This is a genomic window from Bacillus sp. ISL-35 (genome assembly GCF_018613355.1).
GTDB lineage: Bacteria > Bacillota > Bacilli > Bacillales > Cytobacillaceae > Mesobacillus.
This window is the reverse complement of the sequence record NZ_JAGGQK010000016.1, coordinates 16,966-36,500: the sequence shown is the minus strand read 5'-3', so window position 1 is coordinate 36,500 and position 19,535 is coordinate 16,966. Positions and strand designations below refer to the sequence as shown.

Here is a 19,535-nt window from a genome sequence, read left to right as displayed (position 1 = left end):
TTTCCTGTAAAAATTACTTAGCTTTTACAGCAGTTTTGATTTTTAGAAGGGCTTTTCTAGCACCTGGAACGTTTCCTTTGATTAGAAGAAGGTTACGTTCAGCGTCAACTTTGACGATTTGCAGGTTTTGAACAGTGATCTGCTCTCCACCCATGCGTCCAGGTAGCAATTTACCCTTGAATACGCGGTTTGGAGCAACAGGACCCATTGAACCAGGGCGGCGGTGGTAACGAGAACCGTGAGCCATTGGTCCGCGAGATTGTCCGTGACGCTTGATAGCACCTTGGAAACCTTTACCCTTTGAGATTCCTGTAACATCTACGATATCGCCTTCTGCGAAAATATCAACTTTGACTTCCTGACCAACTTCATATCCTGCTACTTCGACACCGTTGAATTCCTTAACGAAGCGCTTAGGAGCAGTGTTTGCCTTTGCAACGTGTCCCTTTTCAGGCTTGTTGGAAAGCTTTTCGCGCTTGTCATCAAAACCTAGCTGGATCGCTTCGTAGCCATCTGTTTCAGCAGATTTCACTTGAAGAACAACGTTTGGAGCAGCTTCTACAACAGTTACCGGGATAAGGTCGCCGTTTTCAGCAAATACTTGAGTCATACCAATCTTTCTTCCTAAGATTCCTTTGGTCATTTCAGTCACACCTCCTGTGAATTATAATGTTTTATTGATTAAAGTTTGATTTCGATATCTACACCTGATGGCAGGTCTAAACGCATTAGTGAATCGACCGTTTGCGGAGTCGGATTGATGATGTCAATCAGACGCTTATGCGTACGCATTTCGAACTGCTCACGAGAATCCTTGTACTTATGCACCGCACGAAGAATTGTGTAAATTGACTTTTCTGTAGGTAGTGGGATTGGACCAGACACCGCCGCACCAGAACGTTTCGCTGTTTCAACAATTTTCTCTGCAGATTGATCAAGAATCCTGTGATCATAAGCTTTCAAACGGATACGAATTTTTTGTTTTGCCATTACTTTCCCTCCTTTTCGCCTATTTTAAAATAGACATTCTCCGCGAAAATTTCCCACACACTCGCCATGGCAAAGCGGCCGGGTGTGTCAGCAACCTTCCGCATCATCGCAGTCAAAGACCAACATTGTCTATTATACATAAAACATAACCCAAACGCAAGAAGTATTCCGCTTTTTAATTATGTTCAACACACTTTTACTATTATAGCGGGCTCAATCGTATTTTACAAGTGGGGAAAGAGATTTCTAACTATTTGGACGTGGAGAAAATAATTCCTTTTGAACGTGGATGATGACTCTGGAGAAAAAACATGCTGGTTTTAGAATTGTTTATATTATAGAAGGAACTGATGCAGGATTCTGTTTTTAAGGTGCGGTATTAACTCATGTAGTTACTCTCATTACTTAATAACTACACTATATAGAAACAAACTGTTCATCACTTAATCGCAAGTTGATCGTTTCTTTATGGTTTCCTTTCATGCGACCGCCAGTTTCCGTTTTTTACTTTCACGGAAACATGTTTCTCTTTTATGTGACCGTCAGCTCCTGTTTTCCACTTTCACGGGCACATGTTTCTTTTTTATGTGACTGTTAGCTTCCGTTTTTTACTTACCCGGGCAGATACTTCCCTCTAAAACTTCCTCTTTCATTCTCGGACAGAAACAAGATCATTGATTTCTTTTTATAATAGATGTTTATCAATCATTTTTCTTTTCAATCATTTTTTTAAATAGCACAATAAAAAAAGCAGCTGGATCGTCATCCAGCTGCTTTCATTGTTTCTATTTAAAATTACTCTTGGATAGTCGCAACTACGCCAGCGCCTACAGTACGGCCGCCTTCACGAATTGAGAACTTAGTTCCTTCTTCGATAGCGATTGGAGCGATTAGTTCAACAGTCATTTCGATGTTGTCGCCAGGCATAACCATTTCTACGCCTTCAGGAAGATTACAGATACCAGTTACATCAGTTGTACGGAAGTAGAACTGAGGACGGTAGTTAGTGAAGAATGGAGTGTGACGTCCACCTTCTTCTTTTGAAAGAACGTATACTTCAGCTTTGAACTTTGTGTGTGGCTTAACAGAACCTGGCTTAGCAAGTACTTGGCCACGTTGGATATCTTCACGAGCTACTCCACGAAGAAGTGCACCGATGTTGTCTCCAGCTTCTGCATAGTCAAGAAGCTTACGGAACATTTCTACACCTGTTACAGTAGTAGATTTTGGCTCTTCAGTCATACCGATGATTTCTACAACGTCACCGACTTTAACTTGTCCACGCTCAACACGTCCTGTAGCAACTGTTCCACGGCCAGTGATTGAGAATACGTCCTCAACAGGCATCATGAAAGGCTTGTCAGTGTCACGTTCTGGAGTTGGGATGTACTCGTCAACTGCAGCCATAAGCTCGTTGATTTTTTCTTCCCATTCTGGAGCTCCTTCAAGAGCTTTAAGAGCAGAACCTTTGATAACTGGGATGTCATCGCCAGGGAAGTCGTATTCAGAAAGAAGGTCACGTACTTCCATTTCTACTAGTTCAAGAAGTTCTTCGTCGTCAACCATGTCACACTTGTTCATGAATACAACAAGGTAAGGTACGCCTACCTGACGAGAAAGAAGGATGTGCTCACGAGTTTGTGGCATTGGACCGTCAGCAGCAGATACTACAAGGATACCGCCGTCCATTTGTGCAGCACCAGTGATCATGTTCTTAACATAGTCAGCGTGTCCTGGGCAGTCAACGTGTGCATAGTGACGAGTTGCAGTTTCGTACTCAACGTGTGCAGTTGAGATTGTGATTCCACGCTCGCGCTCTTCTGGAGCAGCGTCGATTTGGTCGTAACCGCGTGCTTCACCGCCGCCTACTTTAGAAAGAACAGTAGTGATAGCAGCTGTTAGAGTTGTTTTACCATGGTCAACGTGACCAATTGTACCGATGTTAACGTGTGGCTTAGAACGATCGAATTTAGCTTTTCCCATTAGAAAAATCCTCCTTTGATATATGAAAATTAAGTATATTTTAATGTGCTGTGGAGTCGGATAGCCTACTCCACAGCGTATGCTTACATTAGTAGTTATACTTGATTAAAGAGTGAAAATCAATTATTCACCTTTATTTTTTTTGATGATTTCTTCAGAAACTGATTTAGGAACTTCTTCGTAGTGGTCGAAGTGCATTGAGAATACACCGCGTCCTTGTGTGCTTGAACGAAGAGCAGTTGCATAACCGAACATTTCTGATAGTGGAACCATCGCACGAACAACTTGTGCGTTACCACGAGCATCCATACCTTCGACGCGTCCGCGACGAGCAGTAATCATACCCATGATATCTCCAAGATATTCTTCAGGAATAACAACTTCAACCCTCATGACAGGCTCAAGGATGACTGGCTTACACTTGGAAGCCGCATTCTTAAGTGCCATTGAAGCAGCGATTTTAAACGCCATTTCAGAGGAGTCAACATCGTGGTAAGAACCATCGAATAGTCTTGCTTTGATGTCAACAAGTGGATATCCTGCAAGTACTCCGCGATCAAGAGCGTCTTCAAGACCAGCTTGAACCGCTGGGATGTATTCACGTGGAACTACACCACCGACGATACCGTTCTCGAATTCGAAGCCTTTTCCTTCTTCGTTTGGAGAGAACTCGATCCAAACGTGTCCGTATTGACCACGTCCACCGGATTGACGAGCGAATTTACCCTCAACGTTAGCTGATTCGCGGAAAGTTTCACGGTATGCAACCTGAGGTGCACCTACGTTTGCTTCCACTTTAAATTCACGCTTCATACGGTCAACGATGATGTCAAGGTGAAGTTCACCCATTCCTGCGATGATAACCTGTCCAGTTTCCTGGTCAGTGTGTGCGCGGAATGTAGGATCTTCTTCTTGAAGCTTTTGCAATGCAGTTGTCATCTTGTCCTGGTCAGCTTTTGACTTAGGCTCAACTGATAACTGGATTACTGGTTCTGGGAACTGCATGGACTCAAGAATAACTAGAGACTTTTCGTCACATAGAGTGTCACCAGTAGTTGTATCTTTCAAACCAACAGCTGCTGCGATGTCACCTGCATAAACCTTTGAGATTTCCTGACGGCTGTTCGCGTGCATCTGAAGGATACGTCCAATACGCTCACGCTTTCCTTTAGTTGAGTTCTGGACATATGAACCAGACTCAAGAGTACCTGAGTAAACGCGGAAGAACGTTAACTTACCAACATATGGGTCAGTCATAACTTTGAACGCAAGAGCAGAGAATGGCTCGTTGTCGTCTGAATGACGCTCAACCACTTCATCTGTGTCCGGCAGATGACCTTGGATAGAAGGTACATCAAGTGGAGATGGAAGGTAGTCGATAACAGCGTCAAGCATTAGCTGAACACCTTTGTTTTTGAACGCTGAACCACAGATAACTGGGTAGAATTCAACATTCGTTGTACCTTTACGGATAGCAGCTTTGATCTCTTCGATTGTCAGCTCTTCTCCACCAAGGTATTTTTCCATTAGCTCTTCATCAAGCTCAGCTACCGCTTCAATTAGCTTTTCACGGTATTCTTCAGCTTGAGCCATGTATTCTTCAGGAATGTCCCCAACAGTGATTTCTGTTCCAAGGTCATTACCGTAGAAGACTGCTTTCATTTCAACTAGGTCGATGATTGCTTCGAACTCATCCTCAGCACCGATCGGAAGTTGGATCGGGTGAGCGTTCGCTTGAAGACGATCATGAATAGTTGATACAGAGTATAGGAAGTCCGCGCCTAGCTTATCCATTTTATTAACGAATACTACACGTGGAACTCCGTAAGTAGTAGCCTGGCGCCAAACTGTTTCAGTTTGTGGCTCAACACCTGACTGTGCGTCAAGTACAGCTACTGCACCATCAAGTACACGAAGGGAACGCTCAACCTCAACAGTGAAGTCTACGTGTCCTGGTGTGTCGATGATGTTAACGCGGTGTTCTTTCCAAGATGCTGTAGTTGCAGCAGAAGTGATCGTGATCCCACGCTCTTGTTCCTGCTCCATCCAGTCCATTTGAGAAGCACCTTCATGAGTTTCGCCGATTTTATGAATACGGCCTGTATAATAAAGAACACGCTCAGTTGTTGTTGTTTTACCAGCATCAATGTGAGCCATGATTCCAATATTACGAGTTTTTTCTAAGGAGAACTCTCTTGCCATTTGGTCTTTCTCCTTCCTAGTATGAGTGTTTTTAGATTGAAGGTAAGATTACCAACGATAGTGAGCGAATGCTTTGTTTGCTTCCGCCATTTTGTGTGTATCTTCGCGCTTCTTAACAGAAGCACCAGTGTTGTTAGCAGCGTCAAGAATTTCGTTAGCAAGACGCTCTTCCATTGTCTTTTCCCCACGAAGACGTGAGTAGTTAACCAACCAGCGAAGACCAAGAGTTGTACGGCGGTCTGCACGCACCTCAACTGGTACTTGGTAGTTAGCTCCACCTACACGGCGTGCTTTTACTTCTAGAACAGGCATGATGTTCTTAAGAGCTGCATCGAATACTTCGATTGGCTCCTTGCCTGAACGCTCACGAATGATATCAAAAGCTGAATAAAGGATCTTTTGTGATTTACCTCTCTTACCATCGATCATCATTTTGTTGATCAAGCGAGTGATAAGCTTTGAGTTGTAAATCGGATCTGGCAATACGTCTCTCTTTGCAACTGGACCTTTACGTGGCATGTAATTTCCTCCTTTCAAAAAGGGTTAATAGTTTAGTTTATTATTTCTTAGCTGCTTTTGGTCTCTTAGTACCGTACTTAGAACGGCCCTGCATACGGTTGTTTACACCAGCAGTATCAAGAGCACCACGTACGATATGGTAACGTACACCCGGTAAGTCTTTTACACGTCCTCCGCGGATAAGAACAACGCTGTGCTCTTGAAGGTTGTGCCCGATACCAGGGATATAAGCTGTTACCTCGATTCCGTTAGTCAAACGTACACGAGCGTATTTACGCAACGCTGAGTTCGGCTTCTTTGGAGTCATAGTACCAACACGAGTACATACCCCACGTTTTTGTGGAGATGAAACGTTAGTTTGTGCTTTTTTGAAGCTGTTGTAACCTTTATTAAGCGCTGGAGATTTTGACTTCTCCTCTTTAGAGCTACGTGGCTTGCGCACTAATTGGTTAATTGTAGGCATGATTGTTTTCCTCCCTTCACATTTTGTGTAAGCCCACACATCCAGGTGGTTCATTTTTTAACAAAAAACAAAGTTCTTGCAGTCCACTGCAAAAACAGTTTTTACTTTGTTATCGCTACAGCTGAGGCTCCGACGGCAATCCCGCATGCCTTCCCTAATTTTTTCATAGAGTCGACATAGGTGATGGCGGTTTTCATTTCCCTGGCGGTTTGCAATAGGTTTGCTGTCACTTTCATGTCAGCATCCTTCGCAATGACCAGTTCGATTACTTCGCCAGCCTTCAGTGCTTTCACTGTTTGCTTTGATCCTACTATAATCTTGTTAGCTTGAGCTACTTTTTCATAAGACATCGATATCCTCCAAAGTAACCGGTAAATAGGAGCACCTTTGAAATAGTAACATTTAGCGCAAGGGATGTCAACACCATTAAAAAACTTTTTCCGCTAAAACTATTCTTTATTCATAGATCGGCTCTTTTTTCTTTAAAAAGGCGGCACTTTCTGCCGTAGCAGAGAGTACCGCGCTTTATTTTAATCTACAGTGATGGCATCTTCGGCATTTTCTTCTTCCTTTGAAATTGGCTCAGCTCTTCTGTAGCGCTGCATACCAGTTCCTGCTGGAACAAGTTTACCGATGATAACATTTTCTTTCAGACCAAGAAGCTCATCGCGCTTGCCTTTGATCGCTGCATCAGTAAGCACTCTTGTTGTTTCCTGGAAGGATGCTGCAGACAGGAATGAATCCGTCTCAAGTGAAGCTTTTGTGATACCAAGCAATACTGGACGTCCTGTTGCCGGCATTTTGCCTTCAAGAAGTGCTTTGCGGTTAGCGTCAGTGAACTGATGGATCTCAAGCAATGTGCCTGGGAGTACATCTGTTTCACCAGCGTCGATCACCCTGATTTTGCGCATCATCTGGCGAACCATTACTTCTACGTGCTTGTCGCCGATTTCAACACCCTGCATACGGTATACTTTTTGAACTTCCTTCAATAAGTATTCCTGCACGGATTGAACATCTTTGACTCTTAAAAGTTCCTTAGGGTCAATTGAACCTTCAGTGAGTTCCTGACCGCGTTCAACATGGTCATTCACAGCAACCTTCAAGCGGGCTGTGTATGGCGCATTGTATGTGCGGCTTTCGATTTCTCCCTGAATGACAATCTCCTGCTGACGGTCTTTTCCTTCGTTGATGCCGACAACGACACCTTCCAATTCCGTGATGACAGCTTGCCCTTTAGGATTACGAGCTTCGAACAATTCCTGGATACGCGGAAGACCTTGTGTGATATCGTCTCCTGCAACACCGCCGGTATGGAATGTACGCATCGTCAACTGTGTACCTGGCTCACCGATTGACTGGGCAGCGATGATACCGACTGCTTCGCCAACTTCGACTTCCTGGCCAGTCGCAAGGTTGCGTCCGTAACACTTCTTACATACGCCGTGACGTGTATTACATGTGAATGCAGAGCGAATCCAAACTTCTTCGATACCTGCTTCAGTGACTTCAACAGCCAGGTCTTCTGTGATCAATCCGTTTTCAGGTACAATCACAGCTTTAGTTTCAGGATGCTTGATAGCCTTTCTTGCATAACGGCCAATCAGACGCTCATCAAGAGGTTCGATTACTTCAGTACCATCTTTAAGCGATTTGATAAACAAGCCTCTGTCTGTTCCGCAATCGTCTTCGCGAACGATGACATCCTGGGCTACATCTACAAGACGGCGTGTCAGGTAACCTGAATCCGCAGTCTTAAGTGCTGTATCGGCAAGACCTTTACGAGCACCGTGAGTGGAGATAAAGTATTCCAATACTGTCAGGCCTTCACGGAAACTTGACTTGATCGGCAATTCGATGATCCGTCCAGCCGGGTTGGCCATCAGACCACGCATACCAGCAAGCTGCGTAAAGTTGGACGCGTTACCACGGGCACCGGAGTCACTCATCATGAAGATAGGGTTGGAATTATCCAGTGATTTCATCAGCTTAGCCTGGATATTATCCTTCGCCTGGCTCCAGATAGAAATAACACGGTCATAACGCTCATCCTCGGTAATCAAACCGCGTCTGAACTGCTTAAGAACATTATCTACCTTCGTTTGTGCTTCTGAAATGATTTCTTGCTTCTCTTTAAGAACAACGATATCAGCTACACCGACCGTAATACCCGCTTTAGTGGAGTATTGGAATCCTAGACCCTTCATACGGTCAAGCATTTTTGAAGTTTCAGTGATCTTGAACTTCTTGAAAACTTCCGCAATGATGTTTCCAAGAATTTTCTTCTTGAATGGATCAACCAATGGCATACTCTTGATAGCTTCCTTGATATCAGCGCCTTTTTCCACAAAATACTTCTCAGGAGTTTTCTCCTCGAGGTTTTGCTTGGAAGGCTCGTTGATATAAGGGAAGGATGCTGGAAGGATTTCATTGAAAACCAACTTACCAACAGTCGTGATCAAGAGCTGGCCATTTTGCTCTTCCGTGAATGTCTGGTTGCCAAGTGATGATGCGGCAACAGCAACACGTGTATGAAGATGCACATAGCCATTCTGATAGGCAATCAATGCTTCGTTTGTATCCTTGAAGACCATACCTTCACCGACAGCGCCTTCTCTTTCAAGTGTCAGGTAGTAGTTACCCAATACCATATCCTGTGAAGGAGTTACAACTGGCTTGCCGTCCTTAGGGTTCAGGATGTTCTGTGCTGCAAGCATCAACAAGCGTGCTTCTGCCTGAGCTTCAGCAGAAAGCGGAACGTGGACAGCCATCTGGTCACCGTCGAAGTCAGCGTTATATGCTGTACATACGAGCGGGTGAAGACGGATTGCTCGTCCTTCTACCAATGTAGGCTCGAATGCCTGGATACCCAGTCTGTGAAGAGTCGGGGCACGGTTCAGCAATACTGGGTGCTCCTTGATGACATCTTCAAGTACATCCCAGACTTCCGGCTGGACGCGCTCGATTTTACGCTTGGCAGACTTTATATTATGGGCTAAGCCCTTTTGGACTAGCTCTTTCATGACGAACGGCTTGAACAGCTCAAGAGCCATTTCTTTTGGCAGTCCGCACTGGTACATGTGCAAGTTAGGCCCTACGACGATAACAGAACGGCCAGAGTAGTCAACACGCTTACCAAGAAGGTTTTGACGGAAACGACCTTGTTTACCTTTCAGCATATGAGAAAGGGACTTCAATGGACGATTACCTGGTCCTGTTACCGGACGTCCGCGGCGGCCGTTATCGATCAGCGCATCAACAGCTTCCTGCAGCATACGCTTTTCGTTCTGTACGATGATGCTAGGAGCACCAAGGTCAAGAAGACGCTTAAGACGGTTGTTACGGTTGATTACACGGCGATACAGGTCATTCAGGTCAGACGTTGCAAAACGACCGCCATCAAGCTGGACCATCGGGCGAAGTTCCGGCGGGATAACAGGGAGAACATCAAGGATCATCCATGATGGCTCATTGCCTGACCCACGGAATGCTTCTACTACCTCAAGACGCTTGATCGCACGAGTACGACGCTGGCCTTGGGCAGTTCGCAATTCTTCTTTCAGCATATCTGCTTCTTTATCAAGGTCGATATCAGCAAGCAGCTTTTTGATGGCTTCAGCTCCCATCGCAGCCTGGAACTTATTGCCGTATTTTTCACGGTAAGCACGGTATTCTTTCTCTGATAACAATTGCTTCTTTTCAAGAGCAGTGTCACCAGTTTCCGTTACCACATACGAAGCAAAGTAAATAACTTCTTCAAGTGCACGCGGAGACATATCAAGGACTAGTCCCATGCGGCTAGGAATACCTTTGAAATACCAAATGTGAGAAACAGGAGCTGCAAGCTCAATGTGTCCCATTCTTTCACGACGGACTTTTGCACGAGTTACTTCAACACCGCATCGGTCACAGACAACGCCCTTATAGCGGACTCGCTTGTACTTTCCGCAGTGACATTCCCAGTCTTTTGTCGGTCCGAAGATCCGCTCACAGAACAAGCCGTCTTTTTCCGGCTTTAAAGTACGATAGTTGATTGTTTCCGGCTTTTTAACCTCACCGAAAGACCATGAACGGATCTTGTCTGGTGAAGCGAGGCCAATTTTCATGTACTCAAAATTATTAACATCTAGCAAGGGGCCTACCTCCCTTTTAATCTAGGGTTTTACCCTTATGGCCATCCAAAAAGGAACACACGTGGACAATACTGTTATTCAACTGTTTGTACACGTGTGCCAATTAGATGGACCTATTCTTTCATTCCCACTTTTTCTGAATCCATTTCTTCTGCTTCTGGAGCAATTGTCAATGTTTCAGCATGCTGCATCTCTTCATCATCATCGAAGTCGCGCATTTCGATTTCTTTTTCATCGCCTGAAAGGATCTTGACGTCCATACCAAGACTCTGAAGTTCTTTCATCAATACTTTGAATGACTCAGGAACACCTGGTTCTGGTACGTTTTCCCCTTTAACAATCGCTTCATATGTTTTAACACGTCCAACAACATCATCGGACTTGACAGTTAAGATTTCCTGCAATGTGTATGCAGCGCCGTATGCTTCAAGCGCCCAAACCTCCATCTCCCCGAAACGCTGTCCGCCGAACTGGGCTTTACCGCCAAGTGGCTGCTGCGTAACAAGTGAGTATGGTCCAGTAGAACGAGCATGAAGCTTATCGTCTACCATGTGTGCAAGCTTGATCATATACATGACACCGACAGAAACACGGTTGTCGAATGGTTCGCCTGTGCGTCCATCATACAGGATGGTCTTCGCATCCCTTGCCATGCCTGCTTCCTCGATCGTCGCCCATACATCTTCCTCACGGGCACCGTCGAATACTGGTGAAGCAACATGGATTCCAAGGTAGCGTGCAGCCATACCAAGATGAAGCTCAAGCACCTGACCGATATTCATACGTGATGGTACCCCTAGTGGGTTAAGCATGATATCGACTGGTGTTCCGTCCGGCAAGAAAGGCATATCCTCTTCCGGAAGGATTTTTGAAATAACCCCTTTGTTACCGTGGCGTCCTGCCATTTTGTCACCTTCAGAAATCTTACGCTTCTGAACGATGTAAGCACGGACAAGCTGGTTTACGCCAGGAGGAAGCTCGTCGCCATCTTCACGGTTGAACACTTTGACGTCAAGGACAATTCCGCCGCCGCCGTGAGGAACGCGTAGTGATGTATCACGTACTTCCCTTGCTTTTTCACCGAAGATTGCATGAAGGAGTCGTTCTTCCGCAGTCAATTCAGTAACCCCTTTAGGTGTTACCTTACCTACCAGAAGATCTCCATCTTTTACTTCAGCACCAACACGGATGATTCCGCGTTCGTCAAGGTTTCTTAATGCATCTTCCCCGACGTTCGGGATATCACGTGTGATTTCTTCAGGTCCAAGCTTTGTATCGCGGGACTCTGACTCATATTCTTCTATATGGATCGATGTATACACATCGTCCTTAACGAGGCGCTCACTCATGATGATCGCATCCTCGTAGTTATAACCATTCCATGTCATGAAGCCAACAAGGACGTTACGGCCAAGTGCCAGTTCTCCCGCTTCCATAGAAGGGCCATCTGCAAGGATTTCCCCTTTGGTTACATGGTCGCCAACGCTTACGATTGGGCGCTGGTTGTAGCATGTACCCTGGTTGGAACGGATGAACTTCAGCATACGGTACTTATCAAGGTCACCCTTGACTTCCTGTCCGTCTACTTCCTTGACGCGGCGTACCCAAACTTCACGCGCTTCAACATGCTCGACAATCCCTTCGTGCTTACAGATGACTGCCGCACCGGAATCTTTTGCAGAAACGTGTTCCATTCCAGTTCCGACTCTTGGTGCTTCAGGCTGCATCAATGGAACAGCCTGACGCTGCATGTTCGCACCCATCAAGGCACGGTTGGAGTCATCGTTTTCAAGGAACGGGATACACGCAGTCGCTGCGGATACTACCTGCTTAGGTGATACGTCCATGTAATCGACGCGGTCACGTTTGACAACAGTATTTTCACCGCGGAAACGGGCAATTACTTCATCATCTTCGAAGGAACCATCATCAGCAAGACGAGCATTCGCCTGTGCCACTACATAGTTATCTTCTTCATCAGCTGTTAAGTAATCGAAATGGCTTGTCACTTTACCTGTTTCAGGATCAACACGGCGGTACGGAGTCTCAATGAATCCGAAGCGGTTAACCTTCGCGAAACTTGAAAGTGAGTTGATCAAACCGATGTTTGGACCTTCAGGCGTTTCGATCGGGCACATACGTCCATAGTGGGAGTAGTGAACGTCACGCACTTCAAAGCCTGCGCGTTCACGTGTAAGACCACCAGGTCCCAATGCAGAAAGACGCCTCTTATGTGTCAATTCAGCCAGCGGGTTTGTCTGGTCCATGAACTGTGAAAGCTGTGAGCTTCCAAAGAACTCTTTAATGGACGCAATCACCGGGCGGATATTGATTAATTGCTGTGGTGTAATCGTGTTTGTGTCCTGGATGGACATTCTTTCACGGACTACACGCTCCATTCTGGACAAACCAATACGGAATTGGTTCTGCAACAGTTCGCCAACAGAACGAAGGCGCCTGTTTCCTAAATGGTCGATATCATCCGTGTCGCCAACACCATGCAGCAAGTTAAAGAAGTAGCTGATGGAAGCAATGATATCAGCAGGCGTGATGTTTTTGATTGGTTCAGGGACATAGGCGTTTCCTAAAACATTAATTTCTTTCTCGCCCTCAACATCGTTCGGAGAGTAGATTTTAATGCTTTGCAGTGTTACATCCTCTTCAACCACGCCGCCGTAAGGGCTGATTGTCTTGAAGCCAACATTGTTCTCAAGCGCAGGGATAATCTTATCCAAAGTACGGCGATCAAGAGTGACGCCTTTTTCTGCGATGATTTCTCCTGTTTCAGGATCGACCAATGTTTCTGCAAGCTTTTGCCCGAATAAACGGTTTTTAATATGAAGCTTTTTGTTGATTTTATAACGCCCTACATTTGCAAGGTCATAGCGCTTTGGATCAAAGAATCTTGATACCAGAAGGCTTTTTGCATTGTCAACTGTAGGCGGTTCGCCAGGACGGAGACGCTCGTAAATTTCAAGAAGCGCTTTTTCCGTACTTTCCGTATTGTCTTTTTCAAGAGTATTACGGATATATTCGTTATCACCGATCAGATCAATGATTTCTTGATCAGAACCGAACCCTAATGCACGCAAAAGAACCGTAACAGGGAGCTTCCTCGTACGATCGATCCTTACATATACAACATCCTTGGCATCTGTTTCATACTCTAACCAGGCGCCGCGGTTAGGAATAACGGTTGCAGTGAACCCTTTTTTCCCGTTCTTATCAAGTTTTCCACTGTAGTACACACTTGGTGAACGCACTAACTGGGAAACGATAACCCTTTCAGCACCGTTAATGACAAACGTGCCAGTTTCTGTCATAAGCGGGAAATCGCCCATGAAGACATCCTGGTCCTTTACTTCACCTGTTTCCTTGTTCACAAGGCGGACCTTTACTCGCAATGGTGCAGAGTAAGTGACATCTCTTTCTTTTGATTCTTCCACTGGATATTTCGGTTCGCCAAGACTGTAATCGATAAACTCTAACGATAAGTTACCAGTAAAGTCTTCAATCGGTGAAATGTCCTGGAACATTTCACGGAGGCCCTCATCAAGAAACCACTGATAGGAAGAGGTTTGAATTTCAATCAAATTCGGCAATTCCAAAACTTCACTGATGCGAGCATAACTTCTACGTTGGCGGTGTCGTCCATACTGAACTAGTTGACCTGTCAACTGATTCACCCCTCAAATCAAGCGTTATTATTCATCTATCCCTGTCTTGTCCATGAAGTTTCCTCCATTTCAAAAGACAAAAAGAAAAAGGGTTTTCACCTAAAAACCACATTTCCTGCAACGAACAATTATTTTGTTAGTTTTCCCTTTATGCCCAAAATTATACAACTTTCGATGAAAATAGCAATTGAAAAGGAAACTAATATATTGGCATTTTATAATATTAACATAGCGGTTTTCTCACGTCAACATTTAACAGATTTGAGAATAAAGTATCCTTTACTTTTCGCCTCAACCTCTACTTCGCCAAAAAGTTCTTTCATTTTTTCCATCGCGGATGGCGCACCCTGCTTCTTTTGGATGACCACCCAAAACTCTCCGCCTTCTGCTAAATGCTGAAAACTTTGTTCAAAAATATCATGGACCACTTTTTTGCCGGCACGGATCGGCGGGTTGGTGAGGATTGCGGTGAATCCGTCTTCCTCCACTCCATTCAGCCGGTCACTTTCATAGATTTTCACATTGTCCACTTTATTTTCGGACGCATTTTCTTTTGCAAGCATAATCGCTCTTTCATTGACATCCACCATGTGGACCATCGCTTCTGGAAAGGCCCTGGCAATTGAAAGCCCGATCGGCCCATAGCCGCAGCCTACATCAAGAACCAACCCATCAGCTTTATTTAGTTCGAAGGTGTCGATCAATAAGCTTGAGCCAAAATCGACTTCCTTTTTCGAAAAAACGCCGCTGTCTGTCTTGAAGCGGAAGGTGTTCCCCTTCAATTCACTTTGCCATTTGACAGGATTGCTTTCAGTGCTGGGTTTGCGGGAGTAATAATGTTCAGTCAAAATCTCTCACCTCCACGGGGACTCATTTGAAGAATGCGATCGCGGATTGCATTGCTACTGCGGTATTATAAACTTTTAACTACTAAAAAGCAAAGTTTGAAACTAATAAAGCGAAAAAAAAGCCCGCTTTAGCAGCGAGCTTTTTATTGTAAGGTTGATTACTTAACTTCGACGTTAGCTCCAACTTCTTCAAGCTTAGCTTTGATTTCTTCAGCTTCTTCTTTAGAAACGCCTTCTTTAAGAGCTTTAGGAGCGTTGTCAACAACTTCCTTCGCTTCTTTAAGACCAAGACCTGTGATTTCACGAACAACTTTGATAACCTTGATCTTCTGGTCGCCAGCAGATGCAAGAACTACGTCAAATTCAGTTTGCTCTTCAGCAGCGCCGCCAGCAGCAGCTCCGCCCATCATTGCTACTGGTGCAGCAGCAGTTACGCCGAATTCTTCTTCGATTGCTTTTACTAGATCGTTAAGTTCTAAAACAGTCATATTTTTAACTGCTTCAATGATTTGTTCTTGAGTCATGATTTGTTTCCTCCTAATAGGTTGATTTTTTTATTGTTAAACGGTGATGATTTCTAACTTACGCGCCTTGCTCTTCTTTCTGGTCTGCAACAGCTTTTGCAGCAAGAGCAAGATTGCGGATTGGTGCTTGAAGTACGCTGAGTAGCATAGAAAGTAGACCTTCGCGAGACGGCAGGTCTGCAAGTGCCTTGATTTCTTCTACTGTAACGATGCTTCCTTCAACTACACCCGCTTTGATTTCAAGCGCTTCGTGTTTCTTAGCGAATTCGTTAAGGATCTTAGCTGGTGCAACGACATCTTCAGTACTGAACGCGATCGCGTTAGGACCTGTCAAAGATGTGTTTAATTCAGCTAGTTCTGCAGCTTCTGCAGCACGGCGTGTCATAGAGTTTTTGTAAACCTTGAATTCAACGCCAGCTTCGCGAAGCTCTTTACGAAGTTCAGTTACTTCAGCAACTGAAAGTCCACGGTAATCAACAACGATAGTTGATTTGCTTTCTTTAAGTTTGCCAGCAATCTCGTCAACGATTTGCTTTTTCGCTTCGATAATTGTGCTCATCCTTACACCTCCTGTAGATTTCTGCATTTATACCGATCAAATAAAAACCTCCGCATCAAGGCAGACGCGGAGGAAGTATACAATAGCAAGTATGTTGCTCTATCGTATGACCTCGGCAGGATATTAAGCATTAAGCCCCTGCTGTCTGCGGTACAAATGTAATTCTATTTTCACAACAAGAAGAATTATATCCAATCCTTCGTTGATTGTCAAATACTATTATTTTACAGTTGAAGGATCAACTTTAACGCCAGGTCCCATTGTAGTAGAGATCGTAACGTTCTTCATGTATGTTCCTTTAGCTGCAGCTGGCTTAACCTTCATCATTGTTTCGAAGATTGTGTTGAAGTTTTCAACAAGCTTGTTGTCTTCGAAAGAAACTTTTCCGATAGGTACGTGAATGTTACCAGACTTGTCAACGCGGTATTCTACTTTACCAGCCTTGATTTCGTTAACTGCTTTTGTTACATCGAAAGTAACTGTGCCAGTCTTAGGGTTTGGCATCAAGCCTTTAGGTCCCAATACGCGACCAAGCTTACCAACTTCACCCATCATGTCAGGCGTAGCAACGATTACATCGAAATCGAACCAGCCTTGCTGGATCTTGTTGATGTATTCTGAATCGCCAACATAGTCTGCACCAGCAGCTTCTGCTTCTTTTAGTTTTTCGCCTTTAGCGAATACTAGTACACGTTGAGTTTTACCAGTTCCGTTTGGAAGCACAACTGCTCCACGGATTTGCTGGTCAGCTTTCTTAGGGTCTACGCCCAGACGGAAAGCAGCTTCAACTGTAGCGTCAAATTTAACTGTGCTTGTCTTTTTAGCAAGTTCAATTGCTTCAGTAGCTGTATATGCTTGAGAGCGATCTACAAGCTTAGCAGCTTCAAGATACTTTTTACCTTTTTTAGCCATTTTTAGTTCCTCCTGTATTGTGGTTTTAACGGAATAACCTCCCACTTTGAAAAGCGGAGACGCCTTGGCTCAAGAAGCCAGGCGTCGGAGCTAGACAACGAAAGCGGTGGCACCTTCAACGGCACCAGAGCTCGAAAAGCGAAGGCGCCATAAAGGCGCCGTTTCAGACAAAAGGTTGCGGGTGAAATCTAATTCAGCTCCGCAACCCATTCATCCTCTGCAGCAGAAATTAGTCTTCGATATTGATTCCCATGCTGCGTGCAGTACCTTCAACCATGCGCATTGCTGCTTCAACGCTAGCTGCGTTCAGGTCAGGCATTTTCTGTTCAGCAATCTCACGTACTTTATCACGCTTGACTGTTGCTACTTTATTACGGTTTGGTTCACCAGAACCAGACTGGATTCCAGCTGCTACCTTCAAAAGAACTGCAGCAGGAGGAGTTTTCGTAATAAATGTAAATGAACGGTCTTCAAAAACCGTGATTTCAACAGGAATGATCAATCCAGCTTGATCAGCTGTACGAGCGTTAAATTCCTTACAGAATCCCATGATGTTAACACCGGCTTGACCTAGTGCAGGTCCAACTGGTGGTGCCGGATTGGCTTTGCCAGCAGGGATTTGCAATTTAACCATTTTAATTACTTTTTTAGCCACGAGACACACCTCCTTAAAGTCCGTGATGTGGTAATAGGGGATTTTCCCCTCCCACTCATAACAAAAGTCTTTATATAAAATAAAGAACTTGACATATATCTGTCAATCGTCCAAGACATACTGACCTATGAAATATTAACACTTTTTAAAGTTGATTTCAAGTTATTTCAGATTATAATTTTTCAATCTGGGAAAATTCAAGCTCAACCGGAGTATCGCGGCCGAACATATTGACAAGAACTTTAAGCTTCGCTTTATCCTTATCGATCTCTTCAATTGTGCCCGTGAAGTTCGCAAACGGCCCTTCGCTGACCTGTACTGTCTCGCCAAGTTCGAAGTTGACATCTACCCTTTTCTCTTCAACGCCCATGCGCTTAAGGATAAAGGTTACTTCCTCAGGCAGCAGCGGTGTAGGTTTTGATCCAGCACCCGAAGAGCCGACAAAGCCTGTTACGCCTGGCGTATTGCGGACAACATACCAGGAATCATCCGTCATGACCAACTCTACTAAAACGTAGCCAGGGAAAGTCTTTCTCTTCACAACTTTCTTTTTGCCATTTTTGAAATCTGTTTCTTCTTCTTCAGGTACGATCACACGGAAGATCTTATCTTGCATGCCCATTGTTTCAACACGTTTTTCAAGATTCGTCTTGACCTTGTTCTCGTAGCCCGAGTAAGTATGCACTACATACCAATTCTTTTCCATTATCGAGGACTAAATCGTCCGTCCCTCCCCATTTCCAAACGTCCGGGTATTACAGTTGAACAAACACTGCAGCCCAGGCATTGAATGCGAATTTTTTTCAAGCAAATAAAAAACCCGTTATCCGGGCTTTTAAACTTGTCCTGCGTTTATATTTTCCATTATACCATGAGTGTACAGTGGTTATTCAAGAATTAAGCGAATCAATTCAGAAATACCAAGGTCTAACACTGCGAAGAACAGAGCAGCAAAAGCAACTGTAGACAGAACTGTAATCGTGTAGCGAGTCAGTTCCTTGCGTCTAGGCCAGCTGACCTTTCTCATTTCACGTCCAACTTCACTGAAAAACTTAGTGATGCGCTGCATTTTGTAACCTCCAACTTATCGGAATTCCATATGATGATCTATCTGAAAACCTTATTTCGTTTCCTTATGAACTGTATGGGCACCACAGTTGCTGCAGTACTTTTTCAGCTCCAGCCGTTCCGTTTGCGTTTGCTTGTTGCTCGTAGTGGAATAATTGCGGGATCCGCATTCCTGACAAGCAAGAGTCACTTTGTTGTTCATTGACATCTACACCCGCTTCAACAGGCCGATTTCTATGAAACCGCCATCTATTATATCTTTAAAAAGATAACACGGCTGATAGATTGTGTCAATAAGCGCTTTCGGGAGTAAAAGTCAGTTTTGTGGCTATTTTTCGTCAATTTCGCCTATACTGACAGCTCTCTCAGTTCAAGATACCTTTCAAGCTTCCGTTTCACGCGCTGAAGCGCATTGTCGATTGACTTAACATGGCGATTCAGTTCTTCGGAAATCTCCTGATAGGATTGTCCGTCCAAATACAGTGCGAGCACTTTTCGTTCAAGGTCACTCAGCAGCTCTGACATTTTCACTTCAATCTGGTCAAACTCTTCCTGATTAATAAATAACTCCTCGGGGTCCATCACTTTGGCTCCGGATAAAACATCCATCAGTGTCCTGTCCGATTCTTCATCATAAATTGGCTTGTCCAGGGAAACATAGGAGTTAAGCGGGATGTGTTTTTGCCTTGTGGCCGTCTTGATGGCCGTAATGATCTGACGGGTAATGCATAGTTCTGCAAATGCTTTGAATGATGTAAGCTTGTCCTCACGGAAGTCCCGGATCGCCTTATATAAGCCGATCATCCCTTCCTGCACGATGTCCTCTTTATCTGCTCCAATCAAGAAATATGACCGCGCTTTCGCCCGCACAAAATTCCTGTATTTGTGAATCAGAAAATCAAGTGCATCGCTTTCTCCTCTGTGCACTGCTTCTACAATTTCTTCATCTTCCAGCAATAAATAAGCGTCATTTAAACGATTCCCGATGTCAGCACTCATTTC

18 protein-coding genes and 1 other annotated feature are annotated in these 19,535 nt (G+C 44.5%); all 18 genes read right to left on the bottom strand.

The annotated features are described in order from the left end of the window. Nucleotides 1-13: 13 nt before the first annotated feature. The 18 genes from rplC to sigH all read right to left on the bottom strand — a co-directional run bounded on the left by rplC (nucleotide 14) and on the right by sigH (nucleotide 19,532). Nucleotides 14-643, bottom strand: coding sequence for a 50S ribosomal protein L3 (gene rplC / locus J7E38_RS19325; protein WP_214710300.1), 630 nt, complete (start codon nucleotides 641-643; stop codon nucleotides 14-16). Nucleotides 644-681: 38 nt separating this feature from the next. Beyond that, nucleotides 682-990: a 30S ribosomal protein S10 gene (gene rpsJ / locus J7E38_RS19320; RefSeq protein WP_009791329.1), complete on the bottom strand. Its 309-nt coding sequence runs from the start codon at nucleotides 988-990 to the stop codon at nucleotides 682-684. Between the two features lie 795 nt (nucleotides 991-1,785). Then, complete coding sequence (gene tuf / locus J7E38_RS19315) at nucleotides 1,786-2,973, bottom strand: elongation factor Tu (protein ID WP_144481263.1); 1,188 nt, start codon at nucleotides 2,971-2,973, stop codon at nucleotides 1,786-1,788. 123 nt (nucleotides 2,974-3,096) lie between these two features. Beyond that, entirely contained in the window at nucleotides 3,097-5,175 is a 2,079-nt protein-coding gene (fusA, locus tag J7E38_RS19310; protein ID WP_214705928.1) for an elongation factor G, read from the bottom strand. Between the two features lie 48 nt (nucleotides 5,176-5,223). Next, complete coding sequence (gene rpsG / locus J7E38_RS19305; protein ID WP_023626435.1) at nucleotides 5,224-5,694, bottom strand: 30S ribosomal protein S7; 471 nt, start codon at nucleotides 5,692-5,694, stop codon at nucleotides 5,224-5,226. A 40-nt stretch (nucleotides 5,695-5,734) separates the two neighbouring features. After that, on the bottom strand, nucleotides 5,735-6,157 hold the full coding sequence (gene rpsL, locus J7E38_RS19300; RefSeq protein WP_023626436.1) for a 30S ribosomal protein S12: 423 nt from the start codon (nucleotides 6,155-6,157) through the stop codon (nucleotides 5,735-5,737). 101 nt (nucleotides 6,158-6,258) lie between these two features. Then, the gene (locus tag J7E38_RS19295) at nucleotides 6,259-6,507 is read right to left on the bottom strand and encodes a 50S ribosomal protein L7ae-like protein (RefSeq protein WP_214705927.1); all 249 of its coding nucleotides are present in this window, start codon (nucleotides 6,505-6,507) and stop codon (nucleotides 6,259-6,261) included. Nucleotides 6,508-6,687: 180 nt separating this feature from the next. Beyond that, nucleotides 6,688-10,290, bottom strand: coding sequence for a DNA-directed RNA polymerase subunit beta' (gene rpoC / locus J7E38_RS19290; RefSeq protein ID WP_214705926.1), 3,603 nt, complete (start codon nucleotides 10,288-10,290; stop codon nucleotides 6,688-6,690). 113 nt (nucleotides 10,291-10,403) lie between these two features. Then, nucleotides 10,404-13,967: a DNA-directed RNA polymerase subunit beta gene (gene rpoB, locus J7E38_RS19285; RefSeq protein ID WP_215038844.1), complete on the bottom strand. Its 3,564-nt coding sequence runs from the start codon at nucleotides 13,965-13,967 to the stop codon at nucleotides 10,404-10,406. A gap of 245 nt (nucleotides 13,968-14,212) precedes the next feature. Continuing rightward, nucleotides 14,213-14,815 carry a class I SAM-dependent methyltransferase gene (locus J7E38_RS19280; protein ID WP_214705924.1) on the bottom strand — a complete coding sequence of 201 codons (603 nt, stop codon included), beginning with the start codon at nucleotides 14,813-14,815 and terminating at the stop codon, nucleotides 14,213-14,215. Nucleotides 14,816-14,973: 158 nt separating this feature from the next. Then, nucleotides 14,974-15,339, bottom strand: coding sequence for a 50S ribosomal protein L7/L12 (rplL, locus tag J7E38_RS19275; RefSeq protein WP_167834087.1), 366 nt, complete (start codon nucleotides 15,337-15,339; stop codon nucleotides 14,974-14,976). Between the two features lie 58 nt (nucleotides 15,340-15,397). Then, nucleotides 15,398-15,898, bottom strand: coding sequence for a 50S ribosomal protein L10 (gene rplJ, locus J7E38_RS19270; protein ID WP_214705923.1), 501 nt, complete (start codon nucleotides 15,896-15,898; stop codon nucleotides 15,398-15,400). 32 nt (nucleotides 15,899-15,930) lie between these two features. Next, nucleotides 15,931-16,067, bottom strand: a sequence feature (ribosomal protein L10 leader region). Between the two features lie 50 nt (nucleotides 16,068-16,117). Further along, on the bottom strand, nucleotides 16,118-16,810 hold the full coding sequence (gene rplA / locus J7E38_RS19265; RefSeq protein WP_214705922.1) for a 50S ribosomal protein L1: 693 nt from the start codon (nucleotides 16,808-16,810) through the stop codon (nucleotides 16,118-16,120). A 229-nt stretch (nucleotides 16,811-17,039) separates the two neighbouring features. Continuing rightward, entirely contained in the window at nucleotides 17,040-17,465 is a 426-nt protein-coding gene (gene rplK / locus J7E38_RS19260; RefSeq protein ID WP_144481271.1) for a 50S ribosomal protein L11, read from the bottom strand. 172 nt (nucleotides 17,466-17,637) lie between these two features. Beyond that, entirely contained in the window at nucleotides 17,638-18,171 is a 534-nt protein-coding gene (nusG, locus tag J7E38_RS19255) for a transcription termination/antitermination protein NusG (RefSeq protein WP_079504282.1), read from the bottom strand. 180 nt (nucleotides 18,172-18,351) lie between these two features. Then, a complete protein-coding gene (secE, locus tag J7E38_RS19250) occupies nucleotides 18,352-18,534 on the bottom strand; it encodes a preprotein translocase subunit SecE (protein ID WP_144481273.1) in 183 nt (60 codons plus the stop codon). Between the two features lie 51 nt (nucleotides 18,535-18,585). Continuing rightward, nucleotides 18,586-18,735, bottom strand: coding sequence for a 50S ribosomal protein L33 (rpmG, locus tag J7E38_RS19245; protein ID WP_079504286.1), 150 nt, complete (start codon nucleotides 18,733-18,735; stop codon nucleotides 18,586-18,588). Nucleotides 18,736-18,881: 146 nt separating this feature from the next. Further along, nucleotides 18,882-19,532 carry an RNA polymerase sporulation sigma factor SigH gene (sigH, locus tag J7E38_RS19240; protein ID WP_079504287.1) on the bottom strand — a complete coding sequence of 217 codons (651 nt, stop codon included), beginning with the start codon at nucleotides 19,530-19,532 and terminating at the stop codon, nucleotides 18,882-18,884. Between the last annotated feature and the right edge of the window lie 3 nt (nucleotides 19,533-19,535).

What these genes read in the sequence shown, in the direction of transcription:
- rplC (WP_214710300.1), bottom strand. Translation starts at nt 643, where the DNA reads ATGACCAAAGGAATCTTAGGAAGAAAGATTGGTATGACTCAAGTATTT.
- rpsJ (WP_009791329.1), bottom strand. Translation starts at nt 990, where the DNA reads ATGGCAAAACAAAAAATTCGTATCCGTTTGAAAGCTTATGATCACAGG.
- tuf (WP_144481263.1), bottom strand. Translation starts at nt 2,973, where the DNA reads ATGGGAAAAGCTAAATTCGATCGTTCTAAGCCACACGTTAACATCGGT.
- fusA (WP_214705928.1), bottom strand. Translation starts at nt 5,175, where the DNA reads ATGGCAAGAGAGTTCTCCTTAGAAAAAACTCGTAATATTGGAATCATG.
- rpsG (WP_023626435.1), bottom strand. Translation starts at nt 5,694, where the DNA reads ATGCCACGTAAAGGTCCAGTTGCAAAGAGAGACGTATTGCCAGATCCG.
- rpsL (WP_023626436.1), bottom strand. Translation starts at nt 6,157, where the DNA reads ATGCCTACAATTAACCAATTAGTGCGCAAGCCACGTAGCTCTAAAGAG.
- J7E38_RS19295 (WP_214705927.1), bottom strand. Translation starts at nt 6,507, where the DNA reads ATGTCTTATGAAAAAGTAGCTCAAGCTAACAAGATTATAGTAGGATCA.
- rplL (WP_167834087.1), bottom strand. Translation starts at nt 15,339, where the DNA reads ATGACTCAAGAACAAATCATTGAAGCAGTTAAAAATATGACTGTTTTA.
- rplJ (WP_214705923.1), bottom strand. Translation starts at nt 15,898, where the DNA reads ATGAGCACAATTATCGAAGCGAAAAAGCAAATCGTTGACGAGATTGCT.
- rplA (WP_214705922.1), bottom strand. Translation starts at nt 16,810, where the DNA reads ATGGCTAAAAAAGGTAAAAAGTATCTTGAAGCTGCTAAGCTTGTAGAT.
- nusG (WP_079504282.1), bottom strand. Translation starts at nt 18,171, where the DNA reads ATGGAAAAGAATTGGTATGTAGTGCATACTTACTCGGGCTACGAGAAC.
- secE (WP_144481273.1), bottom strand. Translation starts at nt 18,534, where the DNA reads ATGCAGCGCATCACTAAGTTTTTCAGTGAAGTTGGACGTGAAATGAGA.
- rpmG (WP_079504286.1), bottom strand. Translation starts at nt 18,735, where the DNA reads ATGAACAACAAAGTGACTCTTGCTTGTCAGGAATGCGGATCCCGCAAT.
- sigH (WP_079504287.1), bottom strand. Translation starts at nt 19,532, where the DNA reads ATGAGTGCTGACATCGGGAATCGTTTAAATGACGCTTATTTATTGCTG.